Genomic DNA, 15,502 nt, shown 5'->3' with positions numbered 1-15,502 from the left:
CAGTCACGGTGATGAATATTCAAAAGGATTAGTAATAATCTGTATCTTTGATAATCATTACCACCGTTATTTTGTATTGCAATCTTTACGATATAAAATACAAACTAAAAAATACCGTTATATGTAGTGCTGTAATATTTTAGCATGTATAACACCAATTAATAATACAGATTATAATGCCTGATAATAAACAACTACGATACGATAAAGCTTATTTACGCATAGCAAAAGAGTGGGGAAAACTCTCTCATTGTAAGCGAAAACAAGTAGGCGCGCTTATTGTAAAAGATAGAATGATTATTTCGGATGGTTATAATGGTACGCCAACAGGTTTTGAGAATTATTGTGAAGACGAAGAAGGATATACCAATTGGTATGTGCTCCATGCAGAGGCTAATGCTATCTTAAAAGTTGCCGCATCTACGCAATCTTGTAAAGGTGCTACCTTATATATTACCTTATCACCATGTAAAGAATGTAGTAAATTAATTCATCAAGCAGGAATTGTAAGAGTAGTATATCATGAAGGTTATAAAGATGATTCTGGTTTAAAATTTTTAGAAAAAGCAGGGATTGATATTCAATTTATAGACGACGTTATTGCCTAATGCGTTTTCAAAAAAAATACATACCACTTCTTGTAGGTGTTGCACTTGCAGCAGGTATTTTTATTGGCGAAAAATTAAATTTCTCAGATACTTCCGATCGTCTTTTTACAGCAAATAGTAAAAAAGACAAACTCAACCGACTTATAGATTATATTGACTACGAATATGTAGATAATGTAGATACAGATAGCATTGTTGATGTTACGGTAAATGGGATTTTAGATAATCTCGATCCGCATTCTATTTACATTCCAAAAAGCGAAATGCAGCAAGTTACCGAAAACATGCAAGGTGATTTTGTAGGTGTAGGGATTAGTTTTTATACCTATAATGATACCGTAGCAGTTATTAGGCCAACTAAAGGCGGTCCTAGTGAAATAGCAGGAATTAAAGGTGGTGATCGTATTGTAATTGCTGATGGCGATTCTATCTTTGGAAAAGAATGGACTAACGAAGCAATTATAAAAAAACTTAAAGGGGAAAAGAATAGCAAAATTCATCTTAAAATTTATAGAAGAGGAGAAGATAGCTTATTAAGTTTTAGTGTGAAACGAGGTAGTATTCCTATTGAAAGTGTAGATGCTGCGTATATGCTTACCGAAAAATTAGGGTACATAAAAATTAACCGTTTTGCAGAATCTACTTATAATGAATTTAAAACAGCGCTTGATAAACTTCAAAATCAAGGTGCCACACAATTAGTTTTAGATTTAAGAGATAATCCAGGAGGCTTTTTGGCTGTTGCCGAAGAAATAGTTGACGAGTTTTTAGAGAAGGAGAAACTTATTTTATTCACTAAAAATAAAAAAGGAACTATTGAGGAAAGCTATGCTACCAGTAGAGGGAGTTTTGAAAATGGTGAAATTTATATTCTAATTAACGAAAATTCAGCATCTGCAAGCGAAATTGTAGCCGGAGCATTACAAGACAATGATAAAGGGACTATTGTTGGGAGACGTTCGTATGGAAAAGGATTAGTGCAACGCGAAATGGCATTAGGCGATGGAAGTGCTATACGATTGACAGTTTCTAGATATTATACGCCAACAGGTAGGTCTATACAGCGTCCGTATGATAAAGGTCATAAAAAAGAATATTATGATGAGTATCATAAACGATTAAGTAGTGGCGAACTTACCGAATCTGATCATATTAAAGTCGCCGATTCTTTAAAATTTACAACCCCTAAAGGGAAAGTTGTATATGGTGGCGGCGGTATTATTCCGGATGTATTTGTACCGTTAGATACAAGTGTTCAAAACGAAACCCTAAATTATATTAAACGTATGGGGTATCTTAATAATTTTGCTTTTGAAGAGCTTGACGCGAATAGAAGTTTGTTTGCAGATATGACTAAAACTAATTTTATTGCAACTTATAAAGTAGGTGATGAGGTTGTGGTGAGATTTGAAGATTATCTTAATCTTAGAGAACGTACTAAAATTACTTTTGCGGCTTATCATGGCGTGATGAAACAACTTATTAAAGCAGGTTTAGGGGATCAATTGTATGGCGGAAATACTTATGAGCAAATTATAAATGAGAAAGATGATATGGTAAACACTGTTATTGAAATAAGTGAAGCCGTTGTAGAGTTAGAGTAAGTCTTGTTTTTTAAATCTTATCGTGTACGTGACTTTGGTTGTTATCATTCCAAAGTGTTAAGATATCTGTCGCTACTTGTGCGCCACTTCCTGCAGCAATAGCAAATTGACTACGCCATCCAGCTAAAGTACCAGCAACATAAAGTCCGTTTTCAATAAGGTGATCATTATTCTGTAAGCAAATACGGTTTTTGGCTTCCGCAGCTCTTGGGTGAGGCGCAATATGTTTTTCTAAACCTTCAATAGTTAATAAATTGGTGTATCCAACAGCTATAATTACAATTTTAGAGATGTAAATTCCTTTATTGGTGGTAATTTTAAAACCCGCTTCAGTTTTTGATATTTGAGAGACTTTCTCGTTATCAATTTGTTCTACATGTGGGTATAAAGTAGAAAGTTGTGTTTTTCCGTCTTCTAAAATAGAAGCTCCAGTAGTTCCCGGAGCTAATCCTAGTGCGTTATTAAAAACAGCATTTTGTAAATGTGATGCTTTTTGGTGCGTAATAATTGCAATACTTTTTGTACTAGCATACGCTTTGTGTTTGGCAGAACCTAAAACAAGCGCGCATGATAACCCTGAAGCACCTCCACCTATAATTAAAGCATCATATATCATTTATTTAGTTTTGTGTTTTTGTTCAATACGTTTTGATATTCTTAATATGTGTACTAATAATACTGCACAAAGTGACGTAAAAATAGTAATTAAAGCAACAACACTTTCACCTTGAAAAGGTGCGTTAAGATCTATCTGACCAATGTTAAAACTAATTAATCCTATAGCAATTATAGTAACTAAAATACTGAAAATTTTCATAATTTATGGTTTTATACGATTTCAAATAAAGTTTTAATGTTGTGTGCAAAAAGTTTTACAGAAATAGCTAATAATATCACACCAAATATTTTACGGATAATATTAATTCCGTTTTGTCCAATAAAACGCTCAATACGTGCTGAGGTTTTTAAGACAATAAATATAATTAGCACGTTCATGATTACGGCAACAATAATGTTTTCTATTCTATATTCTGCACGTAATGATAATAAGGTTGTTAAACTTCCTGGTCCAGCAATTAATGGAAAAGCTAACGGAAATACCGAGGCGGTCATTGCTGTAGTTTCGTCTTCTTTATATAAGGTGATTCCTAAAATCATTTCTAAAGCAATAAAAAACAAGATAAATGAACCAGCTACTGCAAAAGAGTTCACGTCAACACCTATTACTGATAATATAGATTTTCCTAAGAAAAGAAATAAAATCATAATAATACCTGCTATGATAGATGCTTTTTCACTTTGAATATGACCTGCTTTTTGACGTAGGTCTATAATGATTGGAATACTTCCAATGATGTCTATTACAGCGAATAATACCATAAACGCGGTGAATATTTCTTTAAAGTTTAGTTGGATATCGAAAGCCATTTTTTATAGTATCTAAATTTTTTTGCAAAAATCGACAATTATATATAAACCTACGAAAAAATGCTAAAGTTTTTGATCAGATATAAAATATGAGAGAATAAAACATATCTTTGCAAAATGTTTCAATTAGGAAAAACCATAGTTTCAGAGGATATTATAGATAAAGATTTTTTGTGTAATCTTTCGGCTTGTAAGGGCGCGTGTTGCATTGATGGCGACGCGGGAGCTCCGTTAGACGAAGATGAAGCTAAAATATTAAAAGACATATATCCTAAAGTTAAACCATTTTTAAGACCAGAAGGTATTGCAGCTATTGAAGCGCAAGGTGCTTTTGTAACTACTGAAGATGGCGAATTAGAAACACCATTAATTAATGGTGCAGATTGTGCTTACGTGATTTTTGATGAAAAAAACACAGCGCTTTGTGCTATTGAGGAAGCTCATAACCAAGGTGAAGTAGATTGGAAAAAACCAGTATCTTGTCACTTATACCCAGTAAGAGTTAGTGATTACACAGAGTTTTCGGCAGTAAATTATCATAAATGGCAAATTTGTGACGACGCTTGTACGCTTGGAAAAGAATTACAAGTACCCGTTTATAAATTTGTGAAGCAAGCTTTAATTAGAAAGTTTGGTGAAGATTGGTATATGGAACTTGAAAAAGTTGCCGAAAAAAGAGATCGATAATTATAGCCCCCTTTTTTTATTTTAATATTTACAACAAACTATAATTTTGCGTTTGCAAGAATTGTTTTGTTGTAAAAAATGCACTTGTATAATTATAAGGACACAGGAAACTCTGACATACATATTTTAGAAATCCTTTTCTTGCAATTAATTTACAATAATTTATATTTTTTATCTATTTTCAGCGTTGTTTTACATGAAGGCTGAGGTGAGTTTATGTGTTTTTTGTTTTTGATGCTTTTTAGATCAAAAAAAATAAAATACTTCTTTTTAAAAATTAGTTTTAATAAAATTAATTAATTATAGTGCAAAAAAAATATTGATTTTTAGCGATATTTTTCATTTTTATTTTAATAAAATTTGATTCGGATTAACACTAGTCAGTATCGCTTGTGAGTGCCTATTTTGTTGAGTTTTTCTTGCTTTTTGATATTATTCATAAAACAGATAATTAACTGTTTTTAAGTCTCTTAAAATATTTTTTAACAAAGCTTTGTGTTTTTTGTTAAAATCAAATTGTTAAAAACTTTGTTGACAATATTTGTAATAAAAACTTTCTTTTTAAAGTACAAATGTCAATCTTTGCTATCGGCAAAAATCATGATAGATTTCCGGTGTTTTTTTCAATAGTAAACACTGCGTTTTTTAAAGAATGATGCCGCTTTTTATTCCAGATAAAAGGAAAATATATTACGTTTTACAGAATTATTAAAAATTTGAAGCCTACAACTACTTCAAATTATTAACTAGATATTTATTCAAGAAGATTATGGAGATTACAGAAATTATAAAAAGAGACTACGAAACAAGCCCTTTTGTTTTAAGTAAAATATCTCACGCCATCGAAAAAGCAATGCTTTCTGTAGGTAATGGGACCAAAGAAGATGCCAATAAAATTTCTGTAAATGTTTTACAAACGTTATTAGACAGAAAAGCAAAAGACTATAAGTACGTACCAAATGTAGAACAGGTTCAAGATCTTGTTGAAGAGAAATTAATGGAAAGCGCATTTCACGATGTTGCAAAAGCCTATATTTTATACAGAAACGAACAAGCTAGAAATAGAAAAACAAATATTTTTGAAAAACGTATCAATCTTAAGCCTTACGAATATCCAGCGCTTAATGATTATGTTGATGCGATAAGACATTCATATTGGATCCATTCAGAATTTAACTTTACAAGTGATATTCAAGATTTCAAAACAAGATTAACTGTTGTTGAGCAAAATGCTATCAAAAATACTATGCTTGCTATTTCTCAAATTGAAGTAGCCGTAAAAAGTTTTTGGGGTGAAATTTATAACAAAATGCCAAAACCAGAAATTGGTTCGGTAGGCGCAACTTTTGCTGAAAGTGAAGTACGTCATCAAGATGCATATTCTCACCTGTTAGAAATATTAGGACTTAACAACGAGTTTAAAAATATAAAGAAAAAACCAGTAATTATGCGTCGCGTAGATTATCTGGAAACGGCTTTAAAAAATTCTAAAAGCGAAAACAATAAAGAATACGCAGAGTCTATTTTATTATTCTCTCTATTTATAGAACACGTGTCTTTATTTTCTCAATTTTTAATTATAATGGCTTTCAACAAACATAAAAATATGCTTAAAGGTGTATCTAATGTTGTTGAGGCAACTTCAAAAGAAGAACAAATTCACGGTGATTTTGGAATTGATATTATAAAAATTATCAAAGAAGAAAACCCAACTTGGTTTGATGCAGCACATGCCACTTCAGTACAAAATATGTGTAAAGAAGCTTTTGCAACAGAATCTGAAATTATAGATTGGATTTTTGAAGCCGGAGAATTAGATTTCTTACCAAAAGATGTGATAAATGAGTTTATTAAAAACCGTTTTAATAATTCATTAGAAAGCATTGGGATTGAAAAAGTTTTTGAAGTAAACCAAACACTACTCGTACAAACGGAATGGTTTGATGACGAAATTATAGGAACAAAACATGGAGATTTCTTCGTGAAAAGATCTATAAACTATAGCAAAAGAACAAAAAGTATAACTAGCGACGACCTATTTTAATATGAGCCACCACACAAAAGACACCACAGAAGCAAACGTTAATAAAGAAGTAGAAACTTCAAACTATAACGAATTAATTAACGCTAGAAACGAAGCTAGAAAAGAGACTGCAAAGCAAGAACCAGAAATAAAATGGTTAACAGAAAACAGTCGTAAGTTTTTATCTTCAGGATATTTAACCGGAGATACAACACCGGAAGAACGTATTAGAGAAATTGCAGAACGCGCCGAAGATATTTTAAAAATGGACGGTTTTGCAGATAAGTTTTATGGGTACATGGCCGAAGGGTATTACTCTTTAGCATCTCCAGTATGGTCTAACTTTGGTAAAAAACGTGGCTTACCTATTAGTTGTTTTGGGTCTCATATTGATGACGACATGGGTGATATTTTATACACGCAGTCTGAGGTAGGAATGATGTCTAAATTAGGAGGTGGTACTTCTGGTTACTTCGGGAAATTACGTCACAGAGGAGCTCCTGTTAAAAATAACGGAGAATCTTCGGGTGCAGTACATATTATGCAACTGTTTGAAAAAATGGTAGATGTTGTAAGTCAAGGTTCAGTAAGAAGAGGTCGTTTTTCTCCTTACTTACCAATAGATCATACCGATATTAATGAGTTTTTAGAAATTGGTACCGAAGGAAACCCAATTCAAGAACTTACTCATGGTGTAACTGTTGGTGACCAATGGATGCAAGAAATGATTGATGGTGATGCAGATAAAAGAGCAATTTGGGCTAAAGTATTACAACGTAGAGGGGAAATAGGATATCCTTATATTTTCTTTAGAGACAATGCAAACAATAACGCTCCAGACGTTTATAAAGATAAGAATCATGAAATTTATGCAAGTAACTTGTGTACAGAAATCATGTTGCCAACTAACGATAAATGGTCGTTTGTATGTGTATTATCATCTATAAACTTATTACACTACGATAAATGGAAAGATACAGATGCTGTTGAAACCATGGTGTACTTTTTAGATGCTGTTTTAGAAGAGTTTATTACAAAATTAGAAGTATACAGAGATTCAGAGAATAGAGATGATCGCCAAACCTTCCTTTTCATGGAAAAAGCATACAACTTTGCTAAAGACAATAGAGCTTTAGGATTAGGAGCTTTAGGATGGCACTCGTTATTACAATCAAAAATGTTAGCCTTTGATAGTGCAGAAGCTTTTAGTTTGAATAGTGAAATATTTAAAACTATTAACGATAAATCTCAAGCGGCTTCAGTAGAATTAGCTAAGTTATTTGGTGAACCAGAAGTGTTAAAAGGTTACGGAAGACGTAATACTACTTTAAATGCTGTGGCACCAACAACATCATCGGCATTTATTTTAGGACAAGTTTCTCAAGGTATTGAGCCAATTTGGTCTAACAGTTATGTAAAAGATATTGCAAAGATTAAAACAACTATTAAAAATCCGTTTTTAGAAGCTCTTTTAATCGAAAAAGGAATGAATACAATTGATATTTGGAAAAGTATCCGTGATTATGACGGATCGGTACAACATTTAGAAGGACTTACAGAGCACGAAAAAGAGGTGTTTAAAACCTATTCTGAAATTGACCAAATGAGTATCATTTACCAAGCAGCAAACAGACAAAACCATATTGACCAAGGACAATCTTTAAACATTATGGTGCATCCAGATATGCCAGTTAAAGAGATTAACAAACTATATGTTACCGCTTGGAAATTAGGTGTAAAATCTCTGTACTACCAACACAGTATGAATGCCGCACAAAAATTTAAACAAAAGAAAGAATGTGCTAGTTGCGAAGGCTAATTAGTAATTACATATAAGTTATTTAAAAACCACCTCGAAAGAGGTGGTTTTTTATTGTCTTAATTTTTAAATAAAAAAAGTTTCAATAGGAACATTTAAAGCATAAGAAATTTTATATAAAGTAATTATAGTAATATTTCTTTTTCCCGACTCAATATTGTTGTAACTACTTTTGTCAAAGTGACATCTGTATGCAATTTCGTTTTGACGCAACCCCTTTTCTAACCTCACAGATTTAATCTTTTCACCCAAGGTTTTAAGTAACAGTTTTTCTTTATGTTTATCGTCAAGCACATTGCGATAATCATAAAATTTAAACCAAAAAAGTTATAATATATTTCAACTTTATAATTTTTTACTTATATTTAACAAGTAGCCCTAAATACATTGTTTTTAATTTATTAACCAATTATATATTTTATGAAACAAAAATTTAAAAATTACTTAAAATTAGGGATTCTACTTTTTGGAATTTCGGCAATTGTAACAAGTTGTGTAAAAGATGATGATTTTGAAACTACCGAAATTAGTCAAGAACAACAAGAACGTGGTATTAACGTTAGAACTATTTATAATGCTGAAATTTTTAATAATCCCAAAATAGCAACACAATTAAATAACGGAGCATTAAACTTACAGCCCAACACTATTGATAATACTTCATCTGCAAGAGTAGTGTACAACTCCAATTATCAATTTTATGTAGATACAGATAAAGCTAGTTATATAGAAAATGGTAATTACAATTCTTACACATTTGCTGTTACTAGAGATGAAGATAATGGCTTGGTTGAAAATTTATTATTAAGTTTACAGGAAGATGGGAGCTATAAAGTGGTTTTAATAAGTTATGACTTAACAGATTTAGAACGAGAAAAGATACAAAATAATGAAATAGTTGATTTAGCAAATAAAGTTACTTATCAATTAATTGAAGATGACACAATTTCTACAAATATTTTATCAAGGTCTGTAGATGATGATTGTTTTGGTTTTGATGTTAGGTATGAAATGTGTTGTGAAAATTTTCATTCATCATTAGATATTCTAAATGGAGAACAATGTATTTGTGAAACACCACCAACAGGATTCGCATATGAAATATCTATTACTGTTGGTTGTGAAAGTCAAGGTTCAGGGTTTATTAGTGATTTTAATCCAGTAGACACATCTCCTGTTCCAACAGGAAACGGTGATTATGGTTTAGTTGGTAATCCGGGAGGTGGGATACGTGATGATAATTCAGAAAGTACTATTTCTACTAATCCTGCACCAGATAACCCAAATAACCCTCAAGCACCATCTACAACTATTGGCGGGGCTTTAACAGTTGTTACATTTCCAGATATTGAAGTTGAAACACCTTGTGAAACTTTAGGGAAATTAAGTAATACCGATCCTTTAAGTCTTAACATTAAACCAATAATTACGACTCTTAAATTTAGAGCTAAAAATGCAGAAAATGAGTGGAGTATTAGTATAGAGAAAAATATAAATTACGGAGAAGAAGTTATTAAACCAGAAGAGCAAGGCTTTCGTTTAGGTTCGTCAAAAAATGAATCTAATATTTCTTTGGGTACAAGAAATATTGGAGTTTTACATTCACATCCTAAAGAAACATATAATATGTTTAGTTGGAGTGATTTAAGAGGTTTAAGAAATTTATATGAAAATATAACAGAAGATTTTAGAAATGATGTATTTTTAATGATGGTTGGGCATAATGAAGAGGTATACGCGTTAAAAATTAACGATTTTTACGCGCTTAATCAGGCTATTGAAAACGATTTAAATACAACTAGAGGGAATACGTTAAAAAAGAAGAGGAGAAGGTTGGAAAAAAAGCTGCAGGATGCTTATAAGGAAGATAGTAATATCGAAAAAACATTTTTAGAAAAATTTGAAAGTTATGGTGTTGATGTTTATGTACCAGCAACTGCCAATTTTAATAGATGGAGAAAATTAAAAGTTGCAGAAGATGATAGTGGAAATGACATTGTTAATAGAGAAGATTGTAATTAAAAAAATAAAAAATTATGAAAAATTTACAAATACTAGTAGTGCTACTCTTTGCTTATGCAAATTGTAACGCCCAAAGCCCAATATTACCATTAAAGAGTTGGAATGGAGAAGAGCAAATAGGAGCCTATTATAAAGATATTGATAACGATTTAGATGCATTTGAAGGCTCATGGTTGTACACAACAGATTCAACATCTTTAAAAATGACGTTAATAAAAAAAACAATGTCTTATGATGGTCGTATATATCAAGATTTAATAATTGGCGAATATCAATATTTTAAAAATGGAGTTGAGCTTATAAATACTTTAGCTAATTTAAACGACCCAAATATTACAGATTTTGATCATGAGATTGAGGGGAGTTCTTTTATGACGAGTTGCTATTACTTACCTGTAGATGACTGCGTAGAAGGCGAGGTAAGATTGAATGCTTCTATTGTAGATGCGATTACTCCTCACTTTGCAGATTTTATGTTGCATAAACGCATTATAAATGGCGAGGAAGCTATAAAAGCAAATATTAACTTCCAGTATGTAAGCCCTGGTGTTCCAGAAGAAACAACACCAGATCCTACCTTACCATGGCAGTTAGATGATATTGTATTTATAAAACAAGAGTAAAATTTATACAAAACCTTAAAACCCCAATACAAGCTTTTGTATTGGGGTTTTTTATTTCCAAGGTATTGTAATACATGTTTATGAAAAAAAGTGTAAATTGTACAATACGAGAGTAGTAGAGGTTTATCTATTCGAGCGGAGTGGAGAACTCCATACACCTTTCGACTCCGCTCAAGGAGACGGTTAATGTAGTTGTCTGTTCGAGCGTAGTCGAGAACTATTTTCTATAACGAGTAACTATTATGAAACATATTATATACCTATTTATTATCTTTTTTAGTGTATCATATAACACTAATGCTCAAAGCCCAATTTATGCTTTAGATGATTGGAGTGATGGACAAGCTAATGCTTATTATAAAGACTTAAATAACGATTTAGATCCCTTTATAGGAACTTGGGTGTACACACCCGAAACACAGTCACTTAATGGTGAAACATTTATAAAAATAGTTTTATATAAAAAAACGATGTATTTTGATGGCGAGTATTACGTAGATTTATTAGTTGGCGAGTACCAATATGTTAAAGATGGTGTAGAGCAAATAAATACATTAGCCAATATAGACCAAGATTTAGGGGAAAACCATCATATTTATGGATATTTTATATCTAACGATTGTCGTTATTATTCTGTTGATGATTGTGTAGATGGAGAGGTAAGTGTAAATTTAGCCCTAGAGGATCTTACAGGCGATTCTATGTACGCCTTAAAATTGTATAAGCGCATTAACAGTTTTACAGGACAAGAATACTTAAATGCGATGTTATGGAGTGATGGAGGTATGATTACATTAGCGCCGGGAGAGGAGTTAACAGTACCAACCTTGCCTTACCAACTAGATAATATTAAGTTTATGAAGCAGGAATAAAATTTATACAAAACCTTAAAACCCCAATACAAGCTTTTGTATTGGGGTTTTTTATTTCCAAGACATTGTAATGTAAAAGTTTAGAAAAAAGTGTAAATTGTACAATACGAGAGTAGTAGAGTTTTGTCTGTTCGAGCGTAGTGGAGAACTATTTTCTATAAAACAGTATTTAAATCTTGTCTTCCAATTATAGTCATAATCTCAACGACGTTATTTGTTATTCTATAGTAAATAGTATCAGATCCACAAGAACAACGTCTGTAGCCATTTTTTATACCGTTAACGGCTTCAAATGAAAATGGGTTTTTAGCAATGCTATCAAAGTATTCAAATAGCGTGTTAAAATATTTGTCAGCTTGTTGCATTCCAAATTTTTCAATTCCATATCTGTGAATTCTTATTAAATCGTCTTTAGATATATTACTTATTTTATAATTAGCCATTACATGTCAGACTTTGATTGGGCTAATATCTGTGCTTTACTAAGTTTTGTGAAGCCGCTATCTTCTGCTTGTTCTAGCTTGTGAGTTATCCAATCTATTTGCCTTTGTTGTTTTCTGGCTTGTCTAATTAAATCGTTTACAAGTTCACTTTTACTAGAGTATTCTTTGTTGTCTACTTGGTCTTTTAGCCATTCGTCATTTGGTTGTGTGAATGAAATACTTTGTCTAGCCATTTGGTTTCTTTTGGTGCAAATTTACACCAAAAGTAGTTCTGCTGCAAATTTTAATCTAATTTGAGTTTCTTTAATTTTTTTATTTCCAAGGCATTGTAAGTATATAAAACAAAAAACCATCTCTATTGAGATGGTTTTTTTATAGTATAATAAGAGTGTTCTTTTATTCTTCCTCTTTACTAGCTTGTGTATCGTTTTCTACATGAATTGTAGCCGGTTTTACAGAGCTATCATGAGCGTTATGATATTCTTCAAGCAAGTTCATCGTTGCCGTTAGTAAATCTTTGGTTTCTAATAACACGCTAAAGTATAATGTGGTGTTTTTAGGACTAGATTCTTCGGTACGTGTGCGTTCAACTTGTTTTTGAATTTTACTTGTTACCGTATCAAAAATAGCTTTTTTGTTGTTTAATATCTTTCCGATGTCTTCAAAAGATTCGGTTTCAAAAGCATTTTGAGTTTCAGAAAATAAAGTTTCAACTAAAGTATCTACTTCTTTTAATTCTTTAATCTGACTGAATTTTAATTTCTTATGGTTATTGTTAATGTGTTTATGACTCACTTTTGAGATGTACTCTAAAGATTGTGTCATGTCTTGTAAATAACTTAAAATATTAATATAAAATCCACTAGCAGCAACACTAGGATCTTCTAGGTTTTTAATAAAGTAGAAGATGTTATCTCTAAGATCATCAACCTCAAGTGATAGTTTATTAATATTCTTTTTGTTTTTACTAAGTAGTTTTAAATTCTGTGTTGCAAGTCCGTTTATTGTACCGTTATATACTTTGTGACCACGTTTTATAACATTTGCAATATTTCCGGCACTTTCTAAAATAACACCTTGTATTGAGCTGCTTTCGGCTTTATTTAAAGTGTCTTCTTCTTTTGTTTGCTGTGTTTTTTTACGGTGACTCATATAATTCTTAGAAATAAGAATAATAGCAATAGTTAATAAAGCTGTAAGCGCGTAACCTTTTCCGTAAAATAAAATTAACGCCATAATTGCCGCAGCTACAAAAGCAGTTAATGCGGTTAAAAACCAGCCACCAATTACATTTAATACTCCAGCTACACGGTACACAGCACTTTCACTTCCCCAAGCTCTATCGGCAAGCGAGGTCCCCATGGCTACCATAAACGTAACGTATGTTGTAGATAGTGGTAATTTCATTGAAGTTGCAATTGAAATTAATACACTGGCTACCATAAGGTTTACTGCAGCTCTTACTAAATCGAATGCTGGTAAATCTTCTTGTTTAGTACCATAAGCTAAAACAGGTTTTACAAATTTTTTGTCTGCTTGTATTCTATATGATTCTGGTAAAATTTTATTAATCATGTTTGATAATCCTATAGTTCCTCTCACAATACTACGTGATAAGAAATTAGGTTCAAAACGTTCTTTTCCTTCGTCTTGGCGCGATAAATCTACCGATGTTTTTACTACAGCTTTTGCTTTACTAGAAAACCAAAGCGTTAAAATCATTATCAATCCTGCAATTAATAATAAGTAAGGTTGTGTTTTTACTTTAGCAGCTAAAATTTCCATGCTAAAACTATGTGCATCTACACCACTTATAGACCAAGCTTCATACGAGTTGTATGCGGCAATTGGCACACCAATAAAGTTTACTAAATCGTTTCCTGCAAAAGCCATCGCTAAAGCGAAGGTTCCAATAATAATGATGATTTTATAGATGTTCGTTTTAAATACCGAAATCACTAACATTGATAGTAACGACCAGAATACTAAACTAACAGCTAAAAACCCTATAGTATTACTTTGAATTAATGTCATGAAATCTTCACTAATAAAAGACGCACTTTTTAATCCTTTTATTAATATGAAATAAGAAATTGACGTGACAGCAAATCCACTAAAAAGAGCACCAGTCCATTTTGGTTTTTCTTGAAATTTAAAGGTTAGCAGCATACGCGATACATATTGTATGAGCGCACCAATTGAAAAGGCAATTACCACCGAGAGGAGTATACCTATAATAATTTCAATCGCTTTTCCGTTATTAATATATTGTCCTAAATCTAAAAATGTTTGAGAGTCGTCTGCTCCAATTTTAAGTAAAGCAACACATACAGAAGCTCCTAAAAGCTCAAAAACAATAGATACCGTAGTTGAGGTTGGCATCCCAAGTGTGTTAAAAAAATCGAGTAGGAGTATATCGGTGATCATTACCGCCATAAAAATGACCATAATTTCATCAAACATAAACATGCCAGGATTAAAAATCCCTTTACGTGCTACCTCCATCATACCGCTAGAAGAGAAGGCACCAAGTGCAACTCCTAAACTGGCAATAATCATTATGGTTTTAAATGATACGGCTTTTGAGCCAATGGCAGAATTTAAAAAGTTAACAGCATCATTACTTACCCCAACTACAAGGTCTGCAATCGCTAAAAACCCTAAGGCTACCAACATGTATATATAAATATTTTCCATCAATATAGAATCAAAATTCAATTAGCAAATTTCCCCTTTTATATCCAACGACATGTTAACATAACGTTATGTTCTTTTTATAAATTTAGCTTTCATTGCTCAATATCACTTTAGTTTTGGTGAGTTAGTTGTATTGAAGAGTGTTAAATTTTTAAAAATTAATATATTTAAAGTCATTGTAATCAGCACATTAAATGTTCAATGTTAATTTAATGTTACGCGAATGTTACCTAAGTGTGTATGAATTGTAAAAAAAGTCCTATATTTGTTATGTAATCATTAATACCCTAAAATAAAACAATATGAAAAAGATAATATTAGTTGCAGCATTGTTTTTTGTAAGCTTAAGCTTTGCACAAGATAAACCGAAAGTACAAATAGAAAAACAAGGAGACTTAACACAAGCAACTTATTTTCATGATAATGGTGTTGTTGAACAACAAGGAACGTTTAATGAAGAAGGTGAATTACATGGCACATGGACGAGTTTTGATAATGCTGGTAACAAAGTAGCGGTAGGAAACTATAACGAAGGTGCAAAAGAAGGAAAATGGTTTTTCTGGACAGAAGATACGCTTAAAGAAGTTGATTATAGAGACTCTAAGGTAGCAAGTGTTAACCAATGGAAACAATCTACAGATTTAGCAATAAATAATTAAGTAGAAAATATATATTA

At 31.7% G+C, this 15,502-nt stretch carries 16 protein-coding genes; 9 read left to right on the top strand and 7 right to left on the bottom strand.

Annotated features, from left to right (window positions below):
- Positions 1–176: 176 nt before the first annotated feature.
- On the top strand, positions 177–608 hold the full coding sequence (locus tag ACU4C5_RS04220; RefSeq protein ID WP_446845812.1) for a deoxycytidylate deaminase: 432 nt from the start codon (positions 177–179) through the stop codon (positions 606–608).
- On the top strand, positions 608–2,212 hold the full coding sequence (locus ACU4C5_RS04215; protein ID WP_446845811.1) for a S41 family peptidase: 1,605 nt from the start codon (positions 608–610) through the stop codon (positions 2,210–2,212). The genes ACU4C5_RS04220 and ACU4C5_RS04215 overlap by 1 nt, the downstream gene beginning before the upstream one ends.
- Positions 2,213–2,222: 10 nt before the next feature.
- Here the strand turns inward: ACU4C5_RS04215 and ACU4C5_RS04210 are convergent, their stop codons facing one another.
- Genes ACU4C5_RS04210 through ACU4C5_RS04200 form a run of 3 tightly spaced genes read right to left on the bottom strand, consistent with a single transcriptional unit; the run spans position 2,223 to position 3,628 of the window.
- Entirely contained in the window at positions 2,223–2,825 is a 603-nt protein-coding gene (locus ACU4C5_RS04210) for an FAD-dependent oxidoreductase (RefSeq protein ID WP_446846423.1), read from the bottom strand.
- Between the two features lie 3 nt (positions 2,826–2,828).
- Positions 2,829–3,029 carry a hypothetical protein gene (locus tag ACU4C5_RS04205; protein WP_446845810.1) on the bottom strand — a complete coding sequence of 67 codons (201 nt, stop codon included), beginning with the start codon at positions 3,027–3,029 and terminating at the stop codon, positions 2,829–2,831.
- A gap of 11 nt (positions 3,030–3,040) precedes the next feature.
- A complete protein-coding gene (locus ACU4C5_RS04200; RefSeq protein ID WP_446846422.1) occupies positions 3,041–3,628 on the bottom strand; it encodes a MarC family protein in 588 nt (195 codons plus the stop codon).
- Between the two features lie 129 nt (positions 3,629–3,757).
- Between ACU4C5_RS04200 and ACU4C5_RS04195 the strand changes: the two genes are divergently transcribed.
- The 3 genes from ACU4C5_RS04195 to ACU4C5_RS04185 all read left to right on the top strand — a co-directional run bounded on the left by ACU4C5_RS04195 (position 3,758) and on the right by ACU4C5_RS04185 (position 8,169).
- Positions 3,758–4,327 (top strand): DUF3109 family protein, encoded by a 570-nt coding sequence (locus ACU4C5_RS04195; RefSeq protein ID WP_446845809.1) that lies wholly within the window; start codon positions 3,758–3,760, stop codon positions 4,325–4,327.
- A 769-nt stretch (positions 4,328–5,096) separates the two neighbouring features.
- On the top strand, positions 5,097–6,371 hold the full coding sequence (locus ACU4C5_RS04190) for a ribonucleotide-diphosphate reductase subunit beta (protein ID WP_446845808.1): 1,275 nt from the start codon (positions 5,097–5,099) through the stop codon (positions 6,369–6,371).
- Position 6,372: 1 nt separating this feature from the next.
- Entirely contained in the window at positions 6,373–8,169 is a 1,797-nt protein-coding gene (locus ACU4C5_RS04185) for a ribonucleoside-diphosphate reductase subunit alpha (protein WP_446845807.1), read from the top strand.
- A 66-nt stretch (positions 8,170–8,235) separates the two neighbouring features.
- On the opposite strand, the gene ACU4C5_RS04180 is transcribed toward ACU4C5_RS04185, so the two are convergent.
- Positions 8,236–8,463, bottom strand: coding sequence for a helix-turn-helix domain-containing protein (locus ACU4C5_RS04180; RefSeq protein ID WP_446845806.1), 228 nt, complete (start codon positions 8,461–8,463; stop codon positions 8,236–8,238).
- Positions 8,464–8,589: 126 nt separating this feature from the next.
- Between ACU4C5_RS04180 and ACU4C5_RS04175 the strand changes: the two genes are divergently transcribed.
- The 3 genes from ACU4C5_RS04175 to ACU4C5_RS04165 all read left to right on the top strand — a co-directional run bounded on the left by ACU4C5_RS04175 (position 8,590) and on the right by ACU4C5_RS04165 (position 11,686).
- A complete protein-coding gene (locus ACU4C5_RS04175) occupies positions 8,590–10,191 on the top strand; it encodes a hypothetical protein (RefSeq protein ID WP_446845805.1) in 1,602 nt (533 codons plus the stop codon).
- Positions 10,192–10,205: 14 nt separating this feature from the next.
- Entirely contained in the window at positions 10,206–10,814 is a 609-nt protein-coding gene (locus ACU4C5_RS04170; RefSeq protein WP_446845804.1) for a DUF6705 family protein, read from the top strand.
- 242 nt (positions 10,815–11,056) lie between these two features.
- Positions 11,057–11,686 (top strand): DUF6705 family protein, encoded by a 630-nt coding sequence (locus tag ACU4C5_RS04165; protein WP_446845803.1) that lies wholly within the window; start codon positions 11,057–11,059, stop codon positions 11,684–11,686.
- 155 nt (positions 11,687–11,841) lie between these two features.
- Here the strand turns inward: ACU4C5_RS04165 and ACU4C5_RS04160 are convergent, their stop codons facing one another.
- The 3 genes from ACU4C5_RS04160 to ACU4C5_RS04150 form a co-directional block, all read right to left on the bottom strand.
- Entirely contained in the window at positions 11,842–12,129 is a 288-nt protein-coding gene (locus ACU4C5_RS04160) for a type II toxin-antitoxin system RelE/ParE family toxin (protein WP_446845802.1), read from the bottom strand.
- Positions 12,129–12,362: a ribbon-helix-helix domain-containing protein gene (locus ACU4C5_RS04155; protein WP_446845801.1), complete on the bottom strand. Its 234-nt coding sequence runs from the start codon at positions 12,360–12,362 to the stop codon at positions 12,129–12,131. Before ACU4C5_RS04155 ends, ACU4C5_RS04160 begins: the two co-directional genes overlap by 1 nt.
- 163 nt (positions 12,363–12,525) lie before the next feature.
- A complete protein-coding gene (locus ACU4C5_RS04150; protein ID WP_446845799.1) occupies positions 12,526–14,826 on the bottom strand; it encodes an inorganic phosphate transporter in 2,301 nt (766 codons plus the stop codon).
- A 302-nt stretch (positions 14,827–15,128) separates the two neighbouring features.
- Here ACU4C5_RS04150 and ACU4C5_RS04145 point away from each other — a divergent pair, with 302 nt between their 5' ends.
- Positions 15,129–15,485: a toxin-antitoxin system YwqK family antitoxin gene (locus tag ACU4C5_RS04145; RefSeq protein ID WP_446845798.1), complete on the top strand. Its 357-nt coding sequence runs from the start codon at positions 15,129–15,131 to the stop codon at positions 15,483–15,485.
- The last annotated feature ends 17 nt before the right edge of the window (positions 15,486–15,502 follow it).

This window comes from Lacinutrix undariae, from assembly GCF_052934785.1.
The sequence above is the reverse complement of the archived record's forward strand: the minus strand, read 5'-3'. Positions and strand labels throughout refer to the sequence as shown.